Raw genomic sequence first — 23,932 nt, forward strand, 5'->3', positions numbered from 1 at the left:
GTTACCAAAGCCTGTTCATATAGCGCCCGCTTATCATTTGTTGACTTTTGCACCTTCGGGTACACAAACAACAACAAATGAGGTGGCCGTTATGTTCTCCAGAAATGCACTGGTAGCAGCCGTTGTCCTTGCCCTGGCCGGTTGCGGTGGTTCTGGTTCGGATTCCGCATCAGTGTCGTCCGGCACAGGTTCGGAAAATGCCCAACCCGCAAAACCCGGTGGCCCGAGAGCGCTGCCAGAGGGCGAAGGCGAAATCCGGGTGCTGTCTAACCGGGCAGACCTGATCAGTGGCGGTGACGCCCTGGTGGAGGTGGTTGCAGCAAACCTGCAGGATGCCCGGGTATTCCTGAATGATGAGGATATCACCGGGCAGTTTCAGGAAGCTGGAGAAGGTACATGGCGTGGCCTGGTTAACGGCCTCAAGCTCGGCAGTAACACGCTGGAAGTGTTGTTGGAACGCGGCAAAAGCCGGATCGCCACCAGTATTACCAACCACCCCAAGGGTGGTCCGGTTTTCTCCGGCCCCCAGGTTCAGCCCTGGAACTGTACTAACGCGGCGGCAGTAGACGAGGCCTGCAATCAACCACCGGAGTTCAGTTTAAAATACGTACCCGCAGAGCAACTCACCCGGCTGTTCACCGAATTTGACCCGGAGGATCCGGGGCTGCCGGATGCCTTCTTGCCATACGACCCTGAAAACCCGCCTGCCGATGAGGATATCGCTACCGTCACCACTGATGAAGGCATGGAGTTGCCGTTCATTGTGCGGGTAGAGACGGGGGTGCTGAACCGCGACCGCTATCAGGTCATGTCACTCTATCAGCCCGGTGAGGAATGGACGGCACTGGCTCCCCAGGAACAGTGGAACGGTAAGGTTCTGGTTCACCACGGTGGAAACGTGGGGGTGAGCTATGGCATGGGCAATCCCCCGAATGGCGATGTGTCGGGCCTGACCAACGGCAACGAGCTGTTGCTTGGCGACAGTATTTCAGTGGCCCTGGCCCGTGGCTTCGTTACCCTTTCCACTGCGCAGTCTAACCTGGGGCATAACGCTAACCTGGTGACGGCAGCTGAATCCCTGGTGATGGCCAAGGAGCATATCGTCGAGCGGTACGGGCCGATTCGCTACACCATCGGTACCGGTTGCTCCGGAGGCGCAATTGCCCAGCAACATGTTGCCAATGCCTATCCTGGGATCTATCAGGGCCTGATCGTGCAGTGCTCTTATCCGGATGTCTGGACAACCGCTACCCAGTTTGCGGATTACAACCTGATCAGCAATTACCTTGGCTTGCAGGCACCGGAAAGCCCTGAGGATGCCCCGGGGTTCTTTGAAGGGTTGCTGAACAATGGCCTGCTGCCTACTCAGTGGCCGTTTTTGTATGGTCACTTGCCCATCAATCCGGTGGTTTCGGACCTGGCATTTTTCCCCGCTGCGTACCCGGATCAGGAGGATTGTCCGAAACTGCCTGATGGCGTTGAGGTGTATCACCCGGAAGAGCGGCCGGGCGGTCTTCGCTGCGGCTTGATCGATTATATGAAGAGCCAGTTTGGTGAGCGGTCTCCGGAAGTCTGGTCGCCAAATGAGCAGCTGCTGGGGTATGGCTTTGGCGGCATCCCACTGGATAACGAAGGCGTACAGTATGGCCTTCGGGCACTTCAGGAGGGATTGATCAGCGGGCAGCAATTCCTGGACCTGAACCGTGAAATCGGTGGCTTTAACGTCGATATCGATTACCAGCCCGGGCGCACCCGCGGTGACTTGCAAGCGATCACCAATGCCTACCGGACCGGCGCGATCAACACCGGGGAAAACTTCGAAGGCGTGCCGATTATTGACCTGCGTGGGCCGGATCCCGGTTTAGCCCACGATGCCTACCACTCCTGGCAGACCCGTGCCCGTATAGAGGCAGTGCAGGGGCACTCCCTCAACCATGTGATCTGGTACGGTGCATTCCCCATTGCCGGTGATACGGTGTTTACCACGGAAGCACTCCTGGTGATGGACCAGTGGCTGGCGGATATAGAGCAGGATGAACAGGGTGGCGAGTTGCCGGAAAAACTGGTTCGAAACCGCCCGGACACTGCCCGGGATCGTTGTCTCTCTTTGTCTGGAGTAATAACGGCGGACTCCGGCCTGGTGCTGCCGCTGACGGGTGGCTTGCTCTACCCGGATCCGGTTGTTCCGGGGCTGGAGTATTTGCCCACCTTGCCGCCGGAAGTCGGCCAGATTCTGGATGTTGCGACTGGCCAGGTGTGCGGTTTGGATCTGGGAGAACTTGGGTTGCCTTCCCTGGTGACCGATGTTTTGGCACCCATTACCGAGCCCGTCGTTGAGCTGCAGGCGTTACTGGTGCAAACCCGTTTCGGCACCCCGCGCACCGTTGCCGGCGACGATATCCGTACCCTGAACAACAAATGCCAGCTGAAAGCGGTTGATCCGGCCGATTACCCTGTCAATCTGACAACCGGAGTGCTGAATTCTGAAAACTTCGCCAGGCGCGTGGCAGAGATCTTCCCCAACGGCGTTTGTGATTACAGCAAGCCGCCGGTAGGGCAGGTGCCTACGCAGGTCTGGTTGCAGTACGGCAATCCGGAGCAAGTTGTCTACGGAGGGGAGCCGTTACCTGAGTCGGAAACGGCCGTGAGCGGCTGGGCTTCGGATGCCTTTGAGGTCACCCTCTCGCAGTGAGATAGCCCGGAGCAACGACAAATCCTTGCGCAAGTCATCAAAACCGCCGGCTTGTCGTTGCTCCGGTTCTCCCGGGTCTCTAGAATTTGCGACCGTTTTCACAATCGCATCAGGATGATGCGCCTCTCATGACCAAGGAAGGAGTTGCCGAATGGATGATTGGCAAGCTTGCCTGTCTCCGGCCTGCCAGAGTGCATTGGTTCAGGCCCGGGACAGCGTCGACCGCCGCGGCGGTTCGGTAATCACTGCAGAAGATTTCCTGTTGGCGTTGCTGGACGCGATTCCGGACATCGCCCCGTTTCTCAAGCGCCAGGGTGTCGACCTGGACGAACTGGTGCGCACCATTCAGGGCGAACAGCCAATCGTTACCGAAGTCCGGGGTGATGGCGACCTGTCTTCCCAGCTGATTTACTGGATTTCCGGAGCCCGGGAGGCTTATGGGGTGTCCTGGCTCGAGTGGCCGCACCTGCTCAGGCAGTTGGCGTCGGGTGCTGAACGGCTGCAGGACAAAGCCTATGTGGCGGTGCTGGAACTGGTCAGCCACTGGCCGGCGCAGCATGAGGAGCCACCGGCACCGGTTGTCGGCGTGGATCAGGACATTACTCCCTTAACCGTTACCGATCCGGCCTGGCTCGAGTTGGCAGAAGAAGTGGTGGTCATCACCGCAGCCAACTCCCGGGCGCTGATCTGGCTGAAGGGCGATGCCGGGTCCGGTAAAACCAGTTGGTTGAGCGTGCTGAAGTCTATGCCCGGTTTTCTCTGGGTTCAGGTGGACCCCCGACGGCAGGCCGAGATTATGGCGTCAGACCAGCCTGTCGCACCAACAGCTGAAGCCGGCCCGCTGCACTGGCCTGCCCTGATGTTGGACAACGTGTCTCCTGCCGGGTTGCTGGAGCTGATTCAGCAGCCGGATGGTGTAGTGCATGAGCTGGTTACTGGCTGGCAGGGCCCGGTACTTCTGTTGTCTGAAGATAGCGGCGATTCAGGTGCGCCGGAGCGATTGGCTCAGACGCTGGGCCGGGCCATCGATTCGCTTATGATGCCGGAGATGAGTGCAACCCAGCGCAAGGCCATCCTGATGGCGCACCAGCCGGCAATTGAGAAACGATGGAACATCCAGCTGTCTTCGGCAGCAGTAGACTATGCCAGCTCCCGGAACAGCAGGATGGTTGCGCGGCCCGGTGGCATGCTGGAGTGGGTGCGCCGGGCGGCAGCGCGGCTTGACCTGTTTGCCAGTCGGGGACCACTGGGCGCCCTTGCGGTTGCAGGCCGGCAGGATGCGCTTCGGCGCCAGTCGTTGGTGGCGCTGGCGAGGGGTGATGATTGGGCGGTTTCCGATCAGGAACTGGCCCGGTTATCGATCCAGCAGGCGGCCGCCGAAGTCGGCTGGCATGAACGTCAGCGTTCCGGAACCCTGCGGCGCCTTCTGGCGGAAGATCTGCGCGAGGAACTCGAACGATGGGTTGCAGGCAAGCCCGGGCCGGTTCACTATGTGCTGCATTGTGAACAACAGCATGGAGAATCCTCGGGTGCAGGATCTGGAAATCTATATTCGTGACCTTGAGTCGGGCGCGGTATCGCGCTGGCTGGAAGGCCAGCTTGACCAGTTACAGCTGGATGATTCTGACGTGTCATCGGTGGCGAAGGGTACGGCTTCCTTCAACGGCGCTCGCCTTCGCATCAGTTTGTACCCCGGTGCCTTTGGCAAACGATTTACCTCTCTGGTACTGGAAGGTGAAGACCTGCCCTGGAACAGTGATCTGGAATGCGCCCGAAGTGCCTGGCGGGCGATGGAGGGTGAGATCCGTTGCAGCCTGGGTGACTGGAAAGAAGGCGATCCGGTAGAGGATGAAAAGTGGTGGCGGTTGGATCACCGGGGTGAGCAGCAGGTGGTGTGGAACTGACAGTTCGACCACCCATATAACGCAAAAAGGCAGCCAACTGGCTGCCTTTTTGCTGTCTTCAGAGCGGAATTATTCGCTCAGGATAGACACGTTGTCGGCTTGCAGGCCTTTGTCAGCTTCAACCACGTTGAAGCGAACCAGCTGGCCCTGGCGCAGAACACGACGGCCACGGCCACGGATGGCGCGGAAATGTACGAAGATTTCGTCGCCACTGTCACGAACGATAAAGCCGAAGCCCTTCTTCACGTTGAACCATTTGACGGTGCCCTCTTCGTTGCCTTCCGGGGTGCTGTCGTCAAAATCGTCTTCGTCGTCATCGTAGGTGTTGGCAGGCTGGCTGGCACGGGCCGGACGGCTTTGGCTGCGGGCATTGTTTGCGGTTGCAGGCTGCTTGCCGGCCAGTGCAATTGCCAGGAAGCCGGCAACGGCGAAAAGAACGAAGGCAATGATGTAGGCGGCAATGCCACCGCTGGCGCCCAGGGCCTCAAGGCCTTCGCCAATGGCGAGCAGGCGCAGGGGGTCCGGAGTGGTGGTAAGCAAAAGGCCCAGTATAAAAGGAGCCGGAATCGCGATCAGAACAGCAACGAGGATCGCCTTGGCTGGATTACGCATTGGCTGATTATTCTCCATGGGTTAACACTAACGATAAAAAGCCGGGCATCAGGTAACATGGCATGTCCGGCCGATGAGCGCCGCCTGGCCAGAAACCCGGCTGTGGCGGTAAAAGGCGGCATGATACCAGATTACTGAAAGGGCTGACCAAACCTCATGAGCAAAAACACCCTCGAAGACAGAATTGCGGAACTGGAAATGCGACTTGCGTTCCAGGATGACGTGATTAATACCCTGAGTGAGCAGGTGGCCAGGCAGGAAATGGATATTCGGGAGCTGTGGGATGCGAAGAAGACGCTGCACAAGCAGCTGAAGGATATTTCGCCGTCCAATATCCGGCCGGAGGAGCAGGAGGTGCCGCCTCCTCACTACTGATTCCGTAGTCGCCCGCTGGCTCTGGGGGGGGTAGCCGCCGCTTGTCATGTTTTAGCCACGGAAGGACACGGAAAAATGAAAAGATAAAGACGGTTTTGCCACGAAATCCACGAAAGAACACGAAAGGAAAGACAAAGACGTTTTGGTTTTTAATCCCTCATCTTTGTTCGTGTTTTTTAGTGGATTTCGTGGCAAGAAAAATCTTTTAAGCTCTTTCTTTTTCCGTGTCCTTCCGTGGCAAAAAAATCACCCCAGCAGTTCCACCAATATCTGCTCATAGATCTCTGACAGGGTATCCAGATCGTCAGCCTTCACGCATTCGTCCACTTTGTGGATGGTGGCGTTGATGGGGCCGAGTTCTACTACCTGGGCGCCGGTGGGGGCTATGAAGCGGCCATCTGAGGTGCCGCCGGAGGTGGAAAGCTCGGTTTCGCGGCCGGTGACGGTGCGGATGGCGTTCTGGCTGGCAGACACGAGGGCGCCTTTGTCGGTCAGGAAAGGGCGACCGCTGAGGTGCCACTGCAGGTCGTACTTCAGGTTGTGGCGGTCCAGCACGGCCACCACCCGCTCTTCCAGGCTTTCGGCGGTGTTCTCCGTACAGTAGCGGAAGTTGAAGTGCACCAGGCATTCCCCGGGGATGATGTTGCTGCCAACACCGGACTCAATGCGGGTAATCTGGAACGTGGTCGGCGGGAAGAAATCGTTGCCGTTGTCCCAGAATTCCTTTGCCAGGGCATCCAGTGCCGGTGCCACGGTGTGCACCGGGTTTTCCGCCATGTGCGGGTAGGCTACGTGGCCCTGTACCCCGTGTACGGTCAGGTAGCCGTGCAGGGAGCCACGGCGACCGTTCTTGATGACGTCGCCCACCTGGTGCGTACTCGACGGCTCACCGATCAGGCACCAGTCCATTTTCTCGTTTCGGGCTTCCAGGGTTTCCACCACCTTTACCGTACCGTCCTGGGCCGGGCCTTCTTCGTCGCTGGTGATCAGCAACGCGATAGAGCCCCGGTGGTTCGGGTTGTTCGCCACAAAGCGTTCGCAGGCGGTTACGAAGGCGGCCAGGCTGCCTTTCATATCCGCAGCGCCCCGGCCGTACAGGTAACCGTCTTTGATCACCGGCTCAAACGGTGCGTGGGCCCAGTTCTTCTCCGGCCCGGTCGGCACCACATCGGTATGGCCGGCAAAGGCCAGCACAGGTCCCTCTGAACCCTTGCGGGCCCAGAGGTTGTCGGTGTCACCAAACCGCATGTTCTCGCCAGCAAAGCCCAGTGGTGCCAAGCGTGACATCATCAACTCCTGACAGCCAGCATCGTCTGGAGTGACCGACGGACGGCTGATGAGGTCCATGGCGAGTTCTAGGGTGGGGGACAGGGACATGTGACGGCCTTTAGTTGTTTGCGTGCAGTTCTTCGTTCAGTTCAATCGCGGTTTTGTTGGTCTTGCACTCGACCGCGCCGGTCAGGCTGTTGCGGCGGAACAGCAGGTCGTTCTTGCCGGCCAGGTCGCGGGCTTTAATGACCTCCACCAGATCGTTGTTGTCGTCCAGCAGATTCACCTTGGTGCCGGCGGTGATGTACAGGCCAGCTTCAACCGTGCAGCGGTCGCCCAGCGGGATGCCGATGCCGGCATTGGCGCCCAGCAGGCAGTTTTCGCCGACGGAGATGATGATGTTACCGCCGCCAGACAGGGTGCCCATCGTGGAGCAGCCGCCACCCAGGTCGGAGCCCTTGCCGATGATCACGCCGGCGGAGATGCGGCCTTCGATCATGCTGGTGCCTTCGGTACCGGCGTTGAAGTTGATGAAACCTTCGTGCATGACGGTAGTGCCTTCGCCCACGTAGGCGCCCAGACGAACCCGGGATGTGTCGGCGATGCGCACGCCCTTGGGTACCACGTAGTCGGTCATCTGCGGGAACTTGTCTACAGATTTCACTTCCAGGGTGCGGCCTTCAATACGGGCTTGCAGCTGGCGCTCCGGCAGTTCGTTCAGGTCGATGGCACCTTCGTTGGTCCAGGCGAGGTTCGGCAGCAGGCCGAAAATGCCGTCCAGCTTCAGGGTGTGGGGCCTGGCCAGGCGATGGGAAATCAGGTGCAGCTTCAGGTAAACCTCGGGGGTGCTGGAGGCGGTGTCGTCTGTCGCCAGTACAGTAACCACCACCGGGCGCTTGCTGTTGGCAGCCTGCTCGGCCAGCCTGGCCTGCTCGGTCTGGCCCAGCTGGCGCAGGGCGTTAGCAAACTGGCTCAGCTGCTCGGCGCCGGCTTCGATGGCCTGGTTGCCGCCTTTGTAGTCCAGCGCGGTTTCAACCACGTCGATCAGGTCTTTGCCTGGGGTCATGATCGGCTGCTGGTAGTAAACCTCCAGCCACTCGCCCTGGTTGTTCTGGCTGCCGATGCCAATGCCGAATGCAAAACTCATCTGATCTGCTCCTGTACTAAAAATTAAAGAATGTTTTCCGTGGCCGAAAAAAGTCAGTCAGTCCACGCAGCCCACTGGTCTGCGTTAAAGCCCACGCTGACCTCGTCGCCCCGTTCAACCACCGGGCGTTTGATGATGGAGGTGTTCTCCAGCATGATCTGGTGGGCACTTTGGGCGCTAATGGTATCACGAACCTCATCCGGAAGTTTCCGCCAGGTGGTGCCGCGTTTGTTGATCAGCGCTTCCCAACCCAGGGCCTGTTCCCACTGGCTCAGCTTCTCGCTGGAGAGGCCGTCTTTCTTGAAGTCGTGGAACTCGTAGGCGATGCCGTTTTCGTCCAGCCACTTGCGGGCTTTTTTGACGGTGTCGCAGTTTTTGATGCCGTATAGTTTCATGGTTTAGGGCCTTTTTTTGCCACGGAATCCACGGAAGGACACGGAAAGAAAAGACGAAAAGATTATTTTTGCCACGAAATCCACTAAAAAACACGAACAAAGATGACGGATAAAAACTAAAAAATTCTTTGTCTTTCCTTTCGTGTTCTTTCGTGGATTTCGTGGCAAAACAGTCTTTATCTTTTCATTTTTCCGTGTCCTTCCGTGTATTCCGTGGCTAATCAATTTTGTTTAACAAACTCCACAATCCGCCGAGCCGCCTCCACACACTCCTCCAGCGGTGCCACCAGGGCCATGCGTACGCGGTTTTCGCCGGGGTTGTGGCCATCTACGGTGCGGGAGAGGTAGCGCCCGGGCAGTACGTGTACGTTCTGCTGGGCGGATAGTTCACGGGCGAAGGTTTCGTCGCTCATGGGCGTTTCCGGCCATAGATAAAAACCGGCATCCGGGAAGTCTACGTTCATCACTTCACGCAGGATGGGCACCACGGCCTCGAACTTGGCCCGGTAGGCGGCGCGGTTCTCCCGTACGTGGTCTTCGTCGTTCCAGGCAGCGATGCTGGCCAGCTGGTTTTGAACGGGCATGGCGCAGCCGTGGTAGGTGCGGTATTTCAGGTAGCCCGCCAGTACCTCGGCGTCGCCCGCCACAAATCCGGAGCGAAGGCCCGGCAGGTTGCTGCGCTTGGACAGACTATGGAATACCACGCAGCGTTTGAAATCGTGCCGACCGATGGCGGCGCAGGTTTGCAGCAGGCCTTCGGGCGGGTTGGCTTCGTCCGGGTAGAGTTCGGAGTAGCATTCGTCGGAGGCGATCAGGAAATCGTGGCGGTCGGCCAGTTCGATCACTTTTACCAGGGTTTCCCGGGGAATCACGGCGCCGCTGGGGTTGCCGGGGGAGCACAGGAACAGGATCTGGCAGTCCTTCCAGACCGATTCCGGAACCGCATCGAAGTCCGGAATAAAGCCGTTGCTTGCGTCGCAGGGCAGGTAGACCGGATCGGCACCGGCCAGGAACGCGGCGCCTTCATAGATCTGGTAAAACGGGTTTGGGCTCACCACGGTGGCTGGCTTGCTGGAATCTACAACCGCCTGCACCAGGGCAAAGATACCCTCGCGGGTACCGTTAACCGGCACCACGTGTTTAGCCGGGTCCAGTGTGCCCTCGGCTAGTTGGAACCGGCGGCTGGCCCAGTTGGCGATGGCTTGGCGTAGCTCGTCCAGGCCTTTGGTGGTCGGGTAGTTGGCGAGTTTGTCCAGGTTGTCGGCAATCACCTGTTTAACAAAGGCGGGTGACGGGTGTTTGGGTTCGCCGATGCCCAGTGAAATCGGTGCCAGGTGCTCCGGCACGCTGATGCCGGCTTTCAGTTTGGCCAGCTTTTCAAAGGGGTAGGGGCGCAGTCTTTCCAGGTTCGGGTTCATTGAATATCGTCCAGCATTTTACTCATGTGCTGTTGCAGGGCCTGGCACACGTTCGGGTCGCTCAGGGGTTCACCGTGTTCGTCGGTAATAAAGAAAACGTCTTCTACCCGTTCGCCCAGGGTGGCAATCTTGGCGTTGGTCAGCCGCACCCGGTGTTCCAGTAATACCTGGCCAATCCGTGCCAGCAGGCCCGGACGGTCGGGGGTGATGACTTCCATCACCGTGCGCTGATTAATGGTGTCGTTGGAGAAAGTCACTTCGGTAGGAAATGCGAAGTGCTTCAACTGGCGCGGAGTGCGCCGGTGGATGATGTCGGGGTAGTCTTCCGGATCGTCCAGTTCTTCGATCAGGCGCTTGCGAACCCGCTCTTTGCGGGCCGGGTCAACACCCAGCGGTTGGCCCTGCTCGTCCAGAACCACGTAGGAGCTGATGGAGTAGGGGCCTTCACTGGAGTTGATGCGGGCGTCGACAATGTTCAGGTTCAGCTGTTCCAGTACCGCGGTGGTGGCGGCAAACAGGGCAACCCGGTCTTTCATATAGATGATGATTTGCGAGTAGCCGTCTGTGGGGCCGCCCCGGGTGTCGCGGATCAGTACCAGCGGGTCCGGGTTGTCGCCATGGCGGATAATCGCGGCGGTTTGCCAGGCGATATCCACGGTGGAATCCTGCAGGAAATATTCCTCATCGACCGTGTCCCAGATTTTGTCGACCTGCTCGTCAGTCATGTTCTGGGCGCGCAGGATTTCCCGGGCCTCTTCGCGGGTGGCGTCTATCCAGGCCTGGCGGTCTACCGGGGTGTCGATACCCCGGCGCAGGGCTCGCTTGGCTTCGATATACAGCTGGCGCAACAGCGAGGCGCGCCAGGTGTTCCAGAGTTTCGGGTTGGTGGCACTGATGTCGCACACCGTGAGGATGTACAGGTAGTCCAGGTGGGCCTGGCTGGGCATGGCCCGGGCGAAGGCCTGGATGATATCCGGGTCGGAAATGTCCTTGCGCTGGGCGGTCATGGACATGAACAGGTGGTTCTCCACCAGCCAGGAAATCAGCTGGGTATCCCGCTCGCTCAGGTGATGGCGCTGGCAGAAGGCCTCGGCATCAATGGCGCCCAGTTCGGAATGGTCACCACCCCGTCCCTTGGCCACATCGTGGTACAGGCCGGCAATGTAAAGGGTATCCAGCTTGGGCAGCCGATGAATCAGGCGCGAGGCCAGGGGGTATTCGCTCTGGGCCTCGGTGCCGGTCAGTCGCACCATGTTGCGGATTACCCGCATGGTGTGGGCGTCTACGGTGTAAATATGGAACAGGTCGTGCTGCATCTGGCCGATGATCTGGCCGAATTCTGGCAGGTAGCGGCCCAGCACGTTGTACTTCTTCATGGCGGACAGGGTCTGGTCCAGCGCATGGGGCGTGCGCATCAGTTCCATGAACAGGGTAGTGACGGCCAGGTCGTTGCGGAAGGCATCGTCAATCAGGTGCCGGTGCGCCCGCAGTGAACGGATGGTGGTGGCGCGAATGCCCTTGATCTCCGGGTGCTGCGCCATTAGCACAAAGATTTCCATGATGGCGTAGGGGGCGTAGGCGAACACCTGGTTGTTGATGGCTTCTATATACAGGTTGCGCATCTGGAAGCGCTTGTTGAGCGGGCGGATTTCGTCTTCCGTGCCGCTGCCGATAATCGCTTCGTCGTAATACTGCAAAAGCACATCGGTGATTTCGGCCAGGGCCAGCACCGTGCGGTAGTACTGCTGCATCATCAGTTCGACGCCCAGCCGCTTGCCCTGGTCCTGGTAGCCCAGCATCTGGGCCAGTGCCCGCTGGTGGTCAAACAGCAGGCGGTTCTCGTTGCGGTCGGCAATCAGCTGCAAGCCATAGCGCAGGCGCCACAGGAAGGTTTCGCCTTCGTGCAGAATCTGGTGCTCTTCCTCGGTGAGGATGCTGAAGCGGGTCAGGTCGGCGATGCTTTGCAGGCCGAAGTGGCGCTTGGTAATCCAGCCAATGGTCTGGATGTCCCGCAGGGCGCCCGGGGAGCCTTTTACGTTGGGCTCCAGGTTGTACTCGGTGTCGCCGTATTTCTTGTGGCGTTGCTGCTGCTCTTCCCGCTTGGCCACAAAGTAGGCCTTGTCGGAACTCACCTCGTCGGAGTAGGCCTGTTCGCTCAGGGCTTGCCGCAGGCTGTCTGGCCCGGCAATGGTACGGGTTTCCAGCAAGTTGGTAAGTATCGAGATATCTTCCCGGGCGGCGGCGATGGATTCGTCCATGCTGCGCACGCTGTGGCCGATATCCAGTTTCAGGTCCCATAGCAGGGTAATGAAGGCGCCCAGATCGTCTTGCCACTCGGGCGCCATGCCCTTGCGGGTGAGGATCAGCAGGTCAATATCGGAGTGGGGGTGCAATTCGCCCCGGCCATAGCCACCTACGGCAATCAGAGCGATGTCTTCGGAGCGGGCGAACGGATATCGATTCCAGATCAGCCGGAGCACGGTGTCTACGGTGTCGGCCCTTGAGCGAACCAGGACCCGGACGTCTGCGCCCTCGCGGAATGCATCGGCATCGGCGTCGTAACTCTCCCGCAGTAATTGCCGGGCCGCGGAGACCGGTGAGCGGTCGCTACTGATGCGGGACTCCAGCTCACTCCGGTCCACTTAGAAGGACTCTTCCGATCGCTTGGTCAGCACTTCGTGGCCATCGGCAGTTACCAGGATGGTGTGTTCCCACTGGGCAGACAGCTTGTGGTCCTTGGTCACGGCGGTCCAGCCGTCGGCCAGCATCTTGGTGTGGTACTTGCCCTGGTTCAGCATGGGTTCGATGGTGAACGTCATGCCTTCTTTCAGTTCCAGGCCGGTGCCGGGCTTACCGTAATGCATCACCTGTGGCTCTTCGTGGAATACCGCGCCAATGCCATGGCCGCAGTAATCCCGAACGATCGAGTAACGGTGTTTCTCGGCGTGCTGCTGGATCACATGGCCGATGTCGCCCAGGCGTGCGCCCGGCTTGACCAGTTCGATACCTTTATAGAGGCACTCCTGGGTAATCTGGATCAGTCGCTCGGTGCCGGGCTTGGGCTTGCCGACAATCCACATCTTGCTGGTGTCGCCGTGGTAGCCATCTTTAATAACTGTCACGTCGATATTAATGATGTCGCCGTCTTTCAGTACTTTCTTGTCTGAAGGGATGCCGTGGCAGACAACGTGGTTGACCGAGGTGCAGATAGACTTCGGAAATCCCTTGTAATTGAGCGGGGCCGGAATGGCTTTCTGCTCGTTCACAATGTAGTCGTGGCAGATGCGGTCGAGTTCCTCGGTGGTTACGCCGGGCTTCACGTGCTCGCCGATCATCTCCAGAACTTCAGCAGCCAGGCGGCCGGCTACGCGCATCTTTTCGATTTCTTCGGGGGTCTTGATAGATACCTGCATCGGACTTCCTGTTGATTTGCGTCAAACAGCCATTTTAAGGGGCATGGGGGTAAGGTACAAGGCGGGGTGGTGCTATGGATGCCATAGCTCCGGGTTAAGTTACGGGGCAAAAATAATGGCGTGCGGCAGGTGCTTTGTGGTATAAACGCGCCCGCTGGAAACGAATCCGGCAAATTCACACACGTGTCAGCACGTTGTCCCAGGGTGCCGGTACCTGCTAGCAGCTCACATAATGCGCTTGCAGAGACTGGTTGGGGCAATCGGACGCGTGGAGGTCTAACCCGAAGCTAAAAGGTAAATATCATGGCTCAGGTAAATATGCGTGACCTGCTGAAAGCAGGTGCTCACTTTGGTCACCAGACTCGTTACTGGAACCCGAAAATGGGCAAGTTCATTTTCGGTGCCCGCAACAAGATTCACATCATCAACCTGGAGCAGACTGTTCCGGCCATGAATGAAGCCCTGAACTTCATTCAGTCCCTGGCTGAGAACAAGAACAAGATCCTGTTCGTTGGCACCAAGCGTGCTGCCGCCAAGATCATCAAGGAAGAAGCCGAGCGCTCCGGCCAGCCGTTCGTTAACCACCGCTGGTTGGGTGGCATGCTGACCAACTACAAGACCATCCGTCAGTCTATCCGTCGCTACCGTGACCTGGAAGCCCAGAGCAAAGACGGTACTTTCGACAAGCTGACCAAGAAAGAAGCCCTTGAGCGTACCCGTGAAATGGACAAGCTCGAGCGCTCCATTGGTGGTATCAAGGATATGGGCGGCCTGCCTGACGCGCTGTTCGTTATCGACGTAGACCACGAGCGTATCGCCATCAAGGAAGCCAACAAGCTGGGCATTCCTGTAATCGGTGTTGTTGATACCAACAGCGATCCGGACGGCGTTGACTACGTGATCCCGGGTAACGATGACGCCATCCGCGCCATCCAGATCTACGTGAAGGCTGTTGCCGACACCTGCCTGGAAGCTTCCCAGTCTGCAGGCGGTGCTGACGAGTTTGTTGAAGTCAGCGAGAACGCCGAAGGCGCTGCTCCGGCCGCCGAGTAACACTTAAACTTCACGTTTGAGTTGTAAGGTATGCCCGCCTGTTTATCCGGGCATACCTCCCCACCGAATTCGGAAACGATTTAAGAGGATTGAACATGGCTGCAATTACCGCTGCAATGGTCAAAGAGCTGCGTGAGCGTACCGGCCTTGGCATGATGGAATGCAAAAAGGCACTGGTTGAAGCTGGTGGCGACGTTGACGCTGCAATCGAAGAGCTGCGTAAGTCTTCCGGCCTGAAAGCCGCCAAGAAGGCTGGCCGTACCGCTGCTGAAGGTGTGTCTCTGGTAAAAGTGTCTGACGACAACACCGTTGCCTACATTCTGGAAGTGAACTCCGAGACTGACTTCGTTGCTCGTGACGACAACTTCATGGGCTTCGCTAACGACGTTCTGAACGTTGCCTTCGAAAAAGGCGAAACCGACGTTGCAGCCCTGATGGCTGGCGACCTGGAAGCCAAGCGTGAAGCGCTGGTTCAGAAGATCGGCGAAAACATCACTGTTCGTCGTATCATCAAGGTTGAAGGCCCGGTTGTAGGTGGCTACGTTCACAGCAACAACAAGATTGCTTCTGTTGTAGCTCTGAGCGCCGGTAACGAAGAGCTGGCCCGCGACATCGCCATGCACGTTGCCGCTGTTAACCCGCGCGTTGGCAAGCCGGACGAAATGCCTGCCGAAGAGCTGGAAAAAGAGAAGGAAATCATCAAGGCCCAGCCGGACATGGAAGGCAAGCCTGCAGAGATCATTGAAAAGATGATGGGTGGCCGTATCAAGAAGTTCCTGGCTGAGAACAGCCTGGTTGAGCAGCCGTTCGTCAAGAACCCTGACCAGAAAGTGGGTGATCTGATCAAGGCCGCCGGTGGCGACCTGGTTGGCTTCGTTCGCCTGGAAGTGGGTGAAGGCATCGAGAAAGAAGAAGTGGATTTCGCCGCTGAAGTGGCTGCTGCCGCTGGCACAGGCAAGGCCTGATCCCTCTTCCCGGCCCGGTCGCGCAAAGCGGCAGGGCTACCTGAGTCTGCCACGTCAGCCGGGTTTTCCCGGCTTTCGTGGCGGGCTTGTATCTGAGATACCCCTTTTTCGAGGAGTATGTCAGATACAAGCCTGCAGCGGGTTTGATACCGGATAGCCAACAGACGAGAAGGGGATCACCATGTCGACATCTTCAAAAACCCAGCCCAGATACAAGCGCGTTCTGCTCAAACTCAGTGGTGAAGCCCTGATGGGCGAGCACGATTTCGGTATTGATCCCAAAGTTCTTGACCGCATGGCCCTGGAAATCGGTGCCCTGATAGGCATTGGTGTTCAGGTGGGGCTGGTGATTGGTGGTGGTAACCTGTTCCGTGGCGCCGCACTGAGCGCTGCCGGCCTGGACCGCGTAACCGGCGACCACATGGGTATGCTGGCCACGGTGATGAACGGCCTGGCCATGCGTGACGCCCTGGAACGCTCCAACATTCGTACCCGCGTAATGTCTGCCATCCCCATGAGTGGTATTGTTGAACATTACGACCGCCGCCGCGCCGTGCGCGACCTGAAAGAAGGCGACGTGGTGATCTTCAGCGCCGGCACCGGTAACCCGTTCTTTACCACGGATTCGGCGGCCTGCCTGCGCGGTATCGAGATCGAAGCAGATGCGGTACTCAAGGCCACCAAGGTGGATGGCGTATACTCTGCCGATCCCAATCTTGATCCTACCGCAGTAAAATATGACCACCTGACCTACGATGAGGTTCTGGAAAAGAAATTGGGTGTGATGGATCTGACAGCCATCGTCCTCGCCCAGGACCACGGTATGCCGCTGCGGGTTTTCAACATGAACCAGCCCGGCGTTCTTACCCGAATTGTGACGGGTGAGAGAGAAGGCACACTGATTGAATAACGAATTGAGGATTTTTACGTGATTAACGACATCAAAGCAGAAGCCGAAAAGAAAATGAAAAAGAGCCTGGAGGCTCTGGGTTCGGCGTTTAACAAAATCCGTACCGGCCGTGCCCATCCGGCCATTCTCGACAGCGTCATGGTGAACTACTACGGCCAGGAAACGCCCCTGAAGCAGGTGGCAAGCGTGAACGTAGAAGATAACCGTACCCTGTTGGTGGCGCCCTGGGAAAAGAACCTGGTACCGACCATCGAAAAAGCCATCATGATGTCTGACCTGGGCCTGAATCCGTCCACCAATGGCGACGCCATTCGCGTACCCATGCCCATGCTGACTGAAGAAACCCGTAAGGAAATGGTCAAGCAGGCCAGGGCCGATGCCGAGCACGGCCGGGTTTCTATCCGCAATGCCCGTCGTGACGCCAACAGCATGCTGAAGGATTTGCTGAAGGACAAGGACATCAGCGAAGACGACCAGCGCCGTGGCGAAGAAGAAATCCAGAAGCTGACCGACAAGCACATCGCTGAAGTCGACAAGCTGCTGAAGGTGAAGGAAGAGGACCTGATGGCGGTATAATCGCCCGGGTCTGTTCAGAGCAGAATGAGCGGCGGCTGGATGTCCGCCGCGCAGAGGATTTCATGACGGGACAAGTAACCGCAGAAATTCCGGTGGAGGCAGACAGCCGCCCCCGGCACGTGGCCATTATCATGGATGGCAATAACCGCTGGGCCAAGGCGCACCGGCTCAAGGGAGTGGCAGGCCACAAGGCCGGCGTGGATGCGGTGAAAGCCGTGGTAGAAACCTGTGCCCGGCAAGGCGTGGAAGTGCTCACCCTGTTTGCGTTTTCCAGTGAGAACTGGCGTCGTCCGAAAGACGAGGTTTCGGCGCTGATGCGCCTGTTCCTGATTGCCCTGGAGCGTGAAGTCCGCAAACTGCACAGGAATAACATTCGCCTTCGCATTATCGGCGACCGCTCCGCGTTTAATTCGACCCTCCAGGAACACATGGAGCGGGCCGAAACGCTCACCCGTGACAATACCGCCATGACCCTGGTGATTGCCGCCAATTACGGCGGCCACTGGGATATCACCGAGGCCACCCGGCAAGTGGCCCAAAAAGTGCGCGCTGGCGAGCTGGAAGCTTCAGATATCACTGATGACCTGATCCAGCAGCACCTGAGTATCGGTGACCTGCCCATGCCTGACTTGCTGATCCGTACAGCTGGCGAGCAGCGCATCAGCAATTTCCTGTTGTGGCACCTGGCGTACACCGAGTTCTATTTCTCTGAGGTGTTCTGGCCGGACTTCAAGGCCGATCAAATGCAGAAGGCACTGGAAGCCTACGCCGGGCGCAAGCGCCGGTTCGGGCAAACCGATGACCAGATCGCCGCCCGCGCCACAAAACAATAACGATATAGCGACCAACACCGTGTTAAAAACCCGAATTATTACCGCGCTTATCCTGGCCCCTATCGCGATTGGCGGAATTTTCTTCCTGCCTCCGGCGAGCTTCGCCCTGTTTACCGGTGCCATTATCTCCCTTGGCGCCTGGGAGTGGGCCAATATGTCCGGTATCGAAGGCCAGCCGGGGCGCGTGATTTATGCCCTGATCATGGCGGGGCTTCTGGCCGTGATCTGGCAGTTGCAGGTGCCGGCCATAACAGTTCTCTGGCTCGCCCTGCTCTGGTGGCTGGTGTGCTTCGGGCTGGTAAGCCGTTACCCGGCGGGCTCCGATCGCTGGGGTGCTATGCCGCTACGGGCCCTGATGGGGCTGTTTGTGCTGGTTCCCGCCTGGGTAGGGCTGAACCATCTGCGTACCGGCAGCTTTCAGTTCGGTGAGCTGACCAATAACCTGCTGGCCATTCTCTATATCTTCCTGGTGGTCTGGGTAGCGGATATCGGCGCCTATTTTGCCGGCCGGGCCTTCGGCAAGGCGAAGCTGGCACCGAAAGTGAGCCCCGGTAAATCCTGGGCTGGCGTGTGGGGCGGCCTGGCTGCGGTTGCTGCCCTGGCAGTGGCGGCCAGCCTGGTTGCCGGCGCCGGTGCCGTGCAAACCGTTCTGCTGGTGCTGGCAAGCCTCGTCACCGGCCTGGTATCGGTGCTGGGGGATTTGCTGGAAAGCATGCTAAAGCGATTCCGTGGTATCAAAGACAGCAGCCAGTTGCTGCCCGGGCACGGTGGCATTATGGACCGTATTGACAGTCTTACCGCCGCGATTCCCGTCTTTGCCCTGATGATCACGCTGCTGGGCTGGTTGTCTACGGGTGTCTGGAATCTATGATCACACGCAGCATTACGGTACTGGGAGCAACAGGCTCAATTGGCCTGAGTACCCTGGATGTTATTCGGCGGCACCCGGAGCGTTTTTCGGTTCACGCCCTCACGGCGGGAACCCGTGCACCGGAATTAGCCGCGCTTTGCCGCGAATTCCGCCCCCGGGTAGCGGTGATGGCGGATGCCCGGGCGGCAGAGGAACTGGCTGGCCTGCTCGCTGATTGCCCTGACATTGACGTGCTCAGTGGTGAGCAAGGGCTTATCGATGTGGCAGCAGATGAACAGGCCGACACCGTAATGGCTTCGATTGTCGGGGCTGCCGGGCTGGCGCCGACACTGGCGGCGGTGCGCGCTGGCAAACGAGTACTGCTGGCCAATAAAGAAGCCCTGGTGATGTCCGGCCAGCTCTTTATGGATGCCGTGGCTGAATCCGGTGCTGAATTGCTGCCTATCGATTCGGAACACAATGCCATCTTCCAGTGCATGCCGGCAGACAAGGTGCGTGATCCGCAAGCGGCTGGCATTACCCGCATTCTGCTCACCGCCTCTGGCGGCCCGTTCCGCACTTTGCCGGCCGAACAGTTGCGCTCGGTAACGCCTGCCCAGGCCTGTGCCCACCCCAACTGGTCCATGGGCCAGAAGATTTCCGTAGATTCTGCCACCCTGATGAATAAGGGCCTGGAACTCATCGAGGCCTGCTGGCTGTTCAATACCTCGCCGGACAAAGTGGAGGTGCACGTTCACCCCGAAAGCATCATCCATTCCATGGTGGAGTATGCAGACGGCTCGGTGCTGGCGCAGTTGGGTAGCCCGGATATGCGAACTCCGATCGCCAATGGCCTGGCCTGGCCGGAGCGTATCGAAGCCGGGGTCGCTCCCCTGGACCTGTTCGCCATCGGCCGCTTTCACTTCGAGCGCCCGGACTTGCAGCGTTTTCCGTGCCTGAGGCTGGCTGCTGAAGCCTTCGCCACCGGTGGCACCGCGCCAGCCGTCCTCAACGCCGCTAACGAAGTGGCCGTGGCGGCATTCCTGGAAGGCGGGCTGTGCTTTGCGGACATCCCCGTTATCATAGAGCGAACACTGGCGGCCACCGAAGTGGTATCGGCGGACAGTTTCGATACCATCTTCCGGAAAGACGCCGAAGCCCGCGAACGGGCAATGGAACAGATTCGCCTTTTATCGGTCTGATTCCGGCGGGGCGTGTTGCGCCGGCTTTCAGTTATCAACCGGACAGTCTATGCAGATTATTCAAAGCGTACTGGCACTTGCACTAACCCTCGGCATTCTGGTGACGCTGCACGAGTTCGGCCATTTCTGGGTCGCTCGCCGCTGCGGAGTCAAAGTGCTGCGTTTCTCTGTGGGTTTCGGTAAGCCGCTGTTTTCCTGGTACGACCGCCACGGCACCGAATTTGCCGTAGCCGCCATCCCTCTTGGCGGCTACGTGAAAATGCTGGACGCCCGGGAAGGCCCTGTGCCGGCCGAACTCGAAGACCAGGCCTTCACCTCCAAGCCGCCATCCCAGCGCATTGCCATTGCGGCAGCAGGGCCCGTCGCCAACTTTATTTTCGCTATCTTTGCCTACTGGCTGATCAGTGTGGTGGGAGTGACCACGGTGGCGCCCATTGTTGGCGAAGTGGCGCCAGACAGCGTGGCCGAGCGCGCGGGCCTGCAGGAAGGTATGGAAATTCTGGGGGTGGATGGCCGCCAGGTGACGTCCTGGCGCGACGTGAACATGCGCCTGCTGGAGCGGGCAGGGGAGCAGGGCCCCATTTCGCTGGAAGTTTCCCGTGATGGTGTCCGTGGTACCTTTTCAGCCCCGCTGAACGGCTGGAACCTCAGCAACGATGAGCCCAATCCGCTGGCGGAATTCGGCATCACCCCCTGGCGCCCGGACGTACCGGCGGTGCTGGGTCAGATCAGTGAAGACGGCCGCGCCTCCATGGCGGGGTTGCAGCCCGATGACCGGGTTACCGCTGTAGACGGTGAGCCGGTGGCGGACTGGTTCGCGCTGGTAGATATCATTCGCGAGTCCCCGGAGCAGCAGCTGCAGTTAACCGTGGAGCGGAACGGGCAGACTCTGGATGTTCCGGTAACGCCGGCCACCAGAACGCTGGAAGACGGCCAGGACATCGGTTTTGTGGGCGCCGGGGTGCAGGCCATAAGCTGGCCGGATAGCGTGCTTCGGGAGATTAGCTACGGCCCGCTGGCGGCGATTCCCAATGCGCTTGAAGAAACCTGGGCCGACACCCGGCTGACACTGGTGGCCATCAAGAAGATGGTCACCGGCCTGTTGTCGCCCACTAACCTGAGCGGGCCGATCACCATCGCCCGGGTGGCGGAAGCCAGCGTCAGTTCCGGATTCGAGGATTTTGTCCGGTTCCTGGCGTATCTGAGCGTCAGTCTCGGGGTTTTGAACTTGCTGCCGGTTCCGGTTCTGGACGGCGGCCACATCGTGTATTACACCATCGAAGCCATCCGCCGGAGGCCGGTGTCGGAGCACGCGCAGGCGCTGGGATTACGAATTGGTATGGCTTTGATTCTGAGTTTAATGGTGTTTGCTCTTTACAACGACCTGATGCGGTTGTGAGAATTGCGGGCTCCTTACCGCACATTAACCAGGCGATAAAACTGAATGAGACGTTCCCTTCTAGCTGTAGCCGTTGGCCTCGCCATTACCGCAACCGGTATGAAGCCAGCGCTGGCGGATGAATTTACGGTTGCGGACATCGAGGTAGAAGGCCTGCAGCGGGTATCCGCCGGTTCCGTATTTGCCGGATTCCCGGTCAATATTGGTGAGCAGATTGACGAAACCCGCCTGGCGGGCGCCATCAAGGATCTGTTCGGCACCGGATTGTTTACCGATATCCAGGCCAGCCGTGATGGTGGCGTGCTGATTCTGACGGTGAAGGAGCGGCCATCGATTTCCTCGATCGAGATCGAAGGCAACAAGAACATCGAAACCGATATGCTGATGGATGCCCTGGCCGGGGCGGGCCTGGAAGAAGGGCAGGTGTTCCGCCGGGCCACGCTGGAGCGCCTGGAGCTGGAAATTCTGCGGTCCTACATTGCCCAGGGCCGATACAACGCCCGGGTCAAGGCGACCGCAGAAGAGTTGCCCCGCAACCGGGTAGCCGTGCGCCTGGATATCAACGAAGGCTCGGTAGCCGCCATCCAGCACATCAACATCATCGGCAACAAGGATTTCAGCGACGAAGAACTGATCGACCTGTTCGAGCTGCGCACCAGCAGCTGGTGGAACTCGCTGACCAACAAAGACAAGTACGCCCGGGAACGCCTGAGTGGTGATCTGGAATCTCTGCGGTCGTTCTACCTGAACCGCGGTTACCTGGATTTCAGCGTCGAATCCAGCCAGGTGTCCATTTCACCGGACAAGAAGCAGGTGTTCATCGCCATCGCCCTGGATGAAGGCCCCCAGTACACGATCTCTGACATTAACCTGCGCGGTAACCTGATTGTTGAAGAAGAGGAATTGCGCAAGCTGATTCCGGTTAAAGAGGGCGATGTGTTCTCCCGGGCCCAGATGACCGCCATTTCCGAAGCCCTGTCGTTCCGCCTTGGCCGTGAGGGCTATGCCTTTGCCAACGTGAACGCCGTGCCGGAACCGGGCGAGGACAATACGGCTGCGGTGACCTTCTTCATTGAGCCGGGCAAGCGGGCCTACGTGCGCCGGGTCAACTTCGAAGGCAACGTTTCCACCAAGGACGAAGTGCTGCGCCAGGAAATGACCCAGATGGAAGGCGGCGTGGCATCGTCTGACCGCATCGAGTTTTCCAAGACCCGCCTTGAGCGCCTCGGCTTCTTCCAGACGGTGGATGTGGAAACCGTCCCGGTACCCGGCACCGATGACCTGGTGGATGTGAACTACAGCGTGCAGGAACAGCCGACCGGCAGCCTGTCGGCGTCTGTGGGTTTCTCCCAGAACTCCGGTGTGATCCTTGGTGCCTCGGTGTCTGAAAACAATTTCTTCGGCAGCGGCAAACGGGTGTCGTTCGGTGTAAACGTGAGTGACTCGGTCAAGAGCGCCAATGTTTCCTACCTGGACCCGTACTTCACCGTCGATGGCGTAAGCCGTGGCTTCAGCCTGTTTGCCCGGGAAACCGACTACGAGGAAGAGGATATCTCCTCCTACCTGCTGGATGAATATGGCGGGCGCCTGACCTTCGGTTATCCGACAGATTCCATTACCCGCCTGAGCTTTGGCGCGGGCATTACCCGTTCCGATATCAAGCCCGGGGTGTTCTCTGCCCAGGAAGTCCGTGACTTCGTGGCGGAGGAAGGCGACTCCTTTACCAACTACTTCCTGTTTGGTAACTGGCGCCGCAGCACCCTCAACCGGGGCGTGTTGCCAACCGACGGTTACAGCCATTCGCTGTCGCTGGATGTCGCGGTACCGGGCAGTGACCTGACCTTCTACAAGGCTTCACACCGTACCGACTTCTACTTCCCGGTGACTGATGCACAGGACTGGATTGTGAGGGCCCGAACAGAAATCGGATACGGGGACGGTTATGGTGACCGCACCCAGATGCCGTTCTTCGAGCATTTCTACTCCGGTGGTTATGGCTCGGTGCGCGGTTACCGCGCGAACTCGCTGGGTAACCTGGCCAAGAATGCCGAATTTGATAAGTCTGATCCGGACCCATTTGGCGGTAACCTGCTGACCGAGGCAGGCCTTGAGCTGATCTTCCCGACACCGTTCGCCGGGGATTCCCGCTCCATGAGAACTTCGTTCTTCCTGGATGCCGGGCAAGTGTTCGATACCGAGCGCGGGTTTGATCCGGAACTGACAGAAGTGCGCACCGCCGCCGGTGTCAGCTTCCAGTGGATCACGGCCGTGGGCCCGCTTGCATTCAGCCTGGCCAAGCCGCTTAATGACAAGGCAGGTGACGATACCCAGGTATTCCAGTTCTCGCTGGGCCAGACGTTCTGACGCCACTATAAAAAATAAAGGATGAAACAAAGGAGATTGATGATGAACCGTGTGACTGCTTTGATTGGTGCCGCCTTGCTGGCCTTTTCTGCCCAGGCAGCTGCAGAAACCCGCATTGGTGTGGTGGATCTGCGCCAGGCCCTGTTTTCCTCGGATGATGCCCAGACCTTCAGCCAGCAGCTGCAGCGGGACTTCGCCGGAGATGAAGAAAAGGTCCGCCAGGCCCAGGAAGAAGCCCGCAAGCTGAAAGACCGCCTGGAGAAAGACGGTTCGATGATGAACGAAAGCGAACGTAACAAGGTGGCGGGCGAATTCCAGGAGAAGGTGCAGGAGTTCAACTTCCTCAAGCAACGCCTCGACGCCACGGTTAACCAGCGTAAGCAGCAGTTCCTTGAAAATGCCCGCCCGGAAGTAGACGTGGCTGTCAAAGAACTGCTGGAAGAGCATGACCTGGACCTGATCCTGCCCAGCGAAGCGGTGGTGTACGTGAAGCCGGAAATGAATCTGACGTCCCAGCTGCTGGACAAACTGAACAAGTAAAGAACAAGGGGCTCC

At 58.7% G+C, this 23,932-nt stretch carries 21 protein-coding genes; 14 read left to right on the forward strand and 7 right to left on the reverse strand.

Annotated features, from left to right (window positions below):
- The first annotated feature begins 91 nt into the window (after positions 1–91).
- The 3 genes from B9Q17_RS07685 (at position 92) to B9Q17_RS07695 (ending at position 4,596) form a co-directional block, all read left to right on the forward strand.
- Positions 92–2,692 (forward strand): DUF6351 family protein, encoded by a 2,601-nt coding sequence (locus tag B9Q17_RS07685; protein WP_094624760.1) that lies wholly within the window; start codon positions 92–94, stop codon positions 2,690–2,692.
- 151 nt (positions 2,693–2,843) lie between these two features.
- Positions 2,844–4,250, forward strand: coding sequence for a hypothetical protein (locus tag B9Q17_RS07690; protein WP_094624761.1), 1,407 nt, complete (start codon positions 2,844–2,846; stop codon positions 4,248–4,250).
- Entirely contained in the window at positions 4,222–4,596 is a 375-nt protein-coding gene (locus tag B9Q17_RS07695) for a hypothetical protein (protein WP_022989854.1), read from the forward strand. Before B9Q17_RS07690 ends, B9Q17_RS07695 begins: the two co-directional genes overlap by 29 nt.
- A 69-nt stretch (positions 4,597–4,665) precedes the next feature.
- Here the strand turns inward: B9Q17_RS07695 and B9Q17_RS18485 are convergent, their stop codons facing one another.
- Positions 4,666–5,208: a cold-shock protein gene (locus B9Q17_RS18485; protein ID WP_058340195.1), complete on the reverse strand. Its 543-nt coding sequence runs from the start codon at positions 5,206–5,208 to the stop codon at positions 4,666–4,668.
- Positions 5,209–5,364: 156 nt separating this feature from the next.
- Here B9Q17_RS18485 and B9Q17_RS07705 point away from each other — a divergent pair, with 156 nt between their 5' ends.
- Positions 5,365–5,583 carry a SlyX family protein gene (locus tag B9Q17_RS07705; RefSeq protein WP_022989856.1) on the forward strand — a complete coding sequence of 73 codons (219 nt, stop codon included), beginning with the start codon at positions 5,365–5,367 and terminating at the stop codon, positions 5,581–5,583.
- 246 nt (positions 5,584–5,829) lie between these two features.
- On the opposite strand, the gene dapE is transcribed toward B9Q17_RS07705, so the two are convergent.
- From dapE to map, 6 genes are all read right to left on the reverse strand, one after another.
- Entirely contained in the window at positions 5,830–6,960 is a 1,131-nt protein-coding gene (gene dapE / locus B9Q17_RS07710) for a succinyl-diaminopimelate desuccinylase (RefSeq protein ID WP_058340194.1), read from the reverse strand.
- Between the two features lie 10 nt (positions 6,961–6,970).
- On the reverse strand, positions 6,971–7,999 hold the full coding sequence (gene dapD, locus B9Q17_RS07715; protein ID WP_022989858.1) for a 2,3,4,5-tetrahydropyridine-2,6-dicarboxylate N-succinyltransferase: 1,029 nt from the start codon (positions 7,997–7,999) through the stop codon (positions 6,971–6,973).
- 53 nt (positions 8,000–8,052) lie between these two features.
- Positions 8,053–8,394, reverse strand: coding sequence for an ArsC family reductase (locus B9Q17_RS07720; RefSeq protein ID WP_022989859.1), 342 nt, complete (start codon positions 8,392–8,394; stop codon positions 8,053–8,055).
- A 221-nt stretch (positions 8,395–8,615) separates the two neighbouring features.
- Complete coding sequence (gene dapC, locus B9Q17_RS07725) at positions 8,616–9,812, reverse strand: succinyldiaminopimelate transaminase (RefSeq protein WP_094624762.1); 1,197 nt, start codon at positions 9,810–9,812, stop codon at positions 8,616–8,618.
- Positions 9,809–12,454 carry a [protein-PII] uridylyltransferase gene (locus B9Q17_RS07730; RefSeq protein WP_094624763.1) on the reverse strand — a complete coding sequence of 882 codons (2,646 nt, stop codon included), beginning with the start codon at positions 12,452–12,454 and terminating at the stop codon, positions 9,809–9,811. Before B9Q17_RS07730 ends, dapC begins: the two co-directional genes overlap by 4 nt.
- Positions 12,455–13,225: a type I methionyl aminopeptidase gene (gene map, locus B9Q17_RS07735; protein ID WP_094624764.1), complete on the reverse strand. Its 771-nt coding sequence runs from the start codon at positions 13,223–13,225 to the stop codon at positions 12,455–12,457.
- Positions 13,226–13,528: 303 nt separating this feature from the next.
- Here map and rpsB point away from each other — a divergent pair, with 303 nt between their 5' ends.
- The 10 genes from rpsB (at position 13,529) to B9Q17_RS07785 (ending at position 23,917) form a co-directional block, all read left to right on the forward strand.
- Complete coding sequence (gene rpsB, locus B9Q17_RS07740; protein WP_022989863.1) at positions 13,529–14,278, forward strand: 30S ribosomal protein S2; 750 nt, start codon at positions 13,529–13,531, stop codon at positions 14,276–14,278.
- Between the two features lie 95 nt (positions 14,279–14,373).
- Entirely contained in the window at positions 14,374–15,243 is an 870-nt protein-coding gene (tsf, locus tag B9Q17_RS07745) for a translation elongation factor Ts (protein ID WP_022989864.1), read from the forward strand.
- A 181-nt stretch (positions 15,244–15,424) separates the two neighbouring features.
- Positions 15,425–16,153 carry a UMP kinase gene (gene pyrH, locus B9Q17_RS07750; protein ID WP_022989865.1) on the forward strand — a complete coding sequence of 243 codons (729 nt, stop codon included), beginning with the start codon at positions 15,425–15,427 and terminating at the stop codon, positions 16,151–16,153.
- 18 nt (positions 16,154–16,171) lie between these two features.
- Positions 16,172–16,729 carry a ribosome recycling factor gene (gene frr / locus B9Q17_RS07755; protein WP_022989866.1) on the forward strand — a complete coding sequence of 186 codons (558 nt, stop codon included), beginning with the start codon at positions 16,172–16,174 and terminating at the stop codon, positions 16,727–16,729.
- Positions 16,730–16,791: 62 nt separating this feature from the next.
- On the forward strand, positions 16,792–17,562 hold the full coding sequence (gene uppS / locus B9Q17_RS07760; RefSeq protein ID WP_022989867.1) for a polyprenyl diphosphate synthase: 771 nt from the start codon (positions 16,792–16,794) through the stop codon (positions 17,560–17,562).
- A 19-nt stretch (positions 17,563–17,581) separates the two neighbouring features.
- Entirely contained in the window at positions 17,582–18,433 is an 852-nt protein-coding gene (locus tag B9Q17_RS07765; RefSeq protein WP_094624790.1) for a phosphatidate cytidylyltransferase, read from the forward strand.
- On the forward strand, positions 18,430–19,614 hold the full coding sequence (ispC, locus tag B9Q17_RS07770) for a 1-deoxy-D-xylulose-5-phosphate reductoisomerase (RefSeq protein ID WP_094624765.1): 1,185 nt from the start codon (positions 18,430–18,432) through the stop codon (positions 19,612–19,614). Before B9Q17_RS07765 ends, ispC begins: the two co-directional genes overlap by 4 nt.
- Before the next feature lie 49 nt (positions 19,615–19,663).
- The gene (gene rseP, locus B9Q17_RS07775; protein ID WP_094624766.1) at positions 19,664–21,013 is read left to right on the forward strand and encodes an RIP metalloprotease RseP; all 1,350 of its coding nucleotides are present in this window, start codon (positions 19,664–19,666) and stop codon (positions 21,011–21,013) included.
- Positions 21,014–21,058: 45 nt separating this feature from the next.
- Positions 21,059–23,377: an outer membrane protein assembly factor BamA gene (bamA, locus tag B9Q17_RS07780; RefSeq protein WP_094624767.1), complete on the forward strand. Its 2,319-nt coding sequence runs from the start codon at positions 21,059–21,061 to the stop codon at positions 23,375–23,377.
- Between the two features lie 42 nt (positions 23,378–23,419).
- Positions 23,420–23,917, forward strand: a complete 498-nt coding sequence (locus B9Q17_RS07785; protein ID WP_058340184.1) for an OmpH/Skp family outer membrane protein — start codon at positions 23,420–23,422, stop codon at positions 23,915–23,917.
- Positions 23,918–23,932: the final 15 nt, after the last annotated feature.

Source organism: Marinobacter vinifirmus, from assembly GCF_002258215.1.
GTDB lineage: Bacteria > Pseudomonadota > Gammaproteobacteria > Pseudomonadales > Oleiphilaceae > Marinobacter > Marinobacter vinifirmus.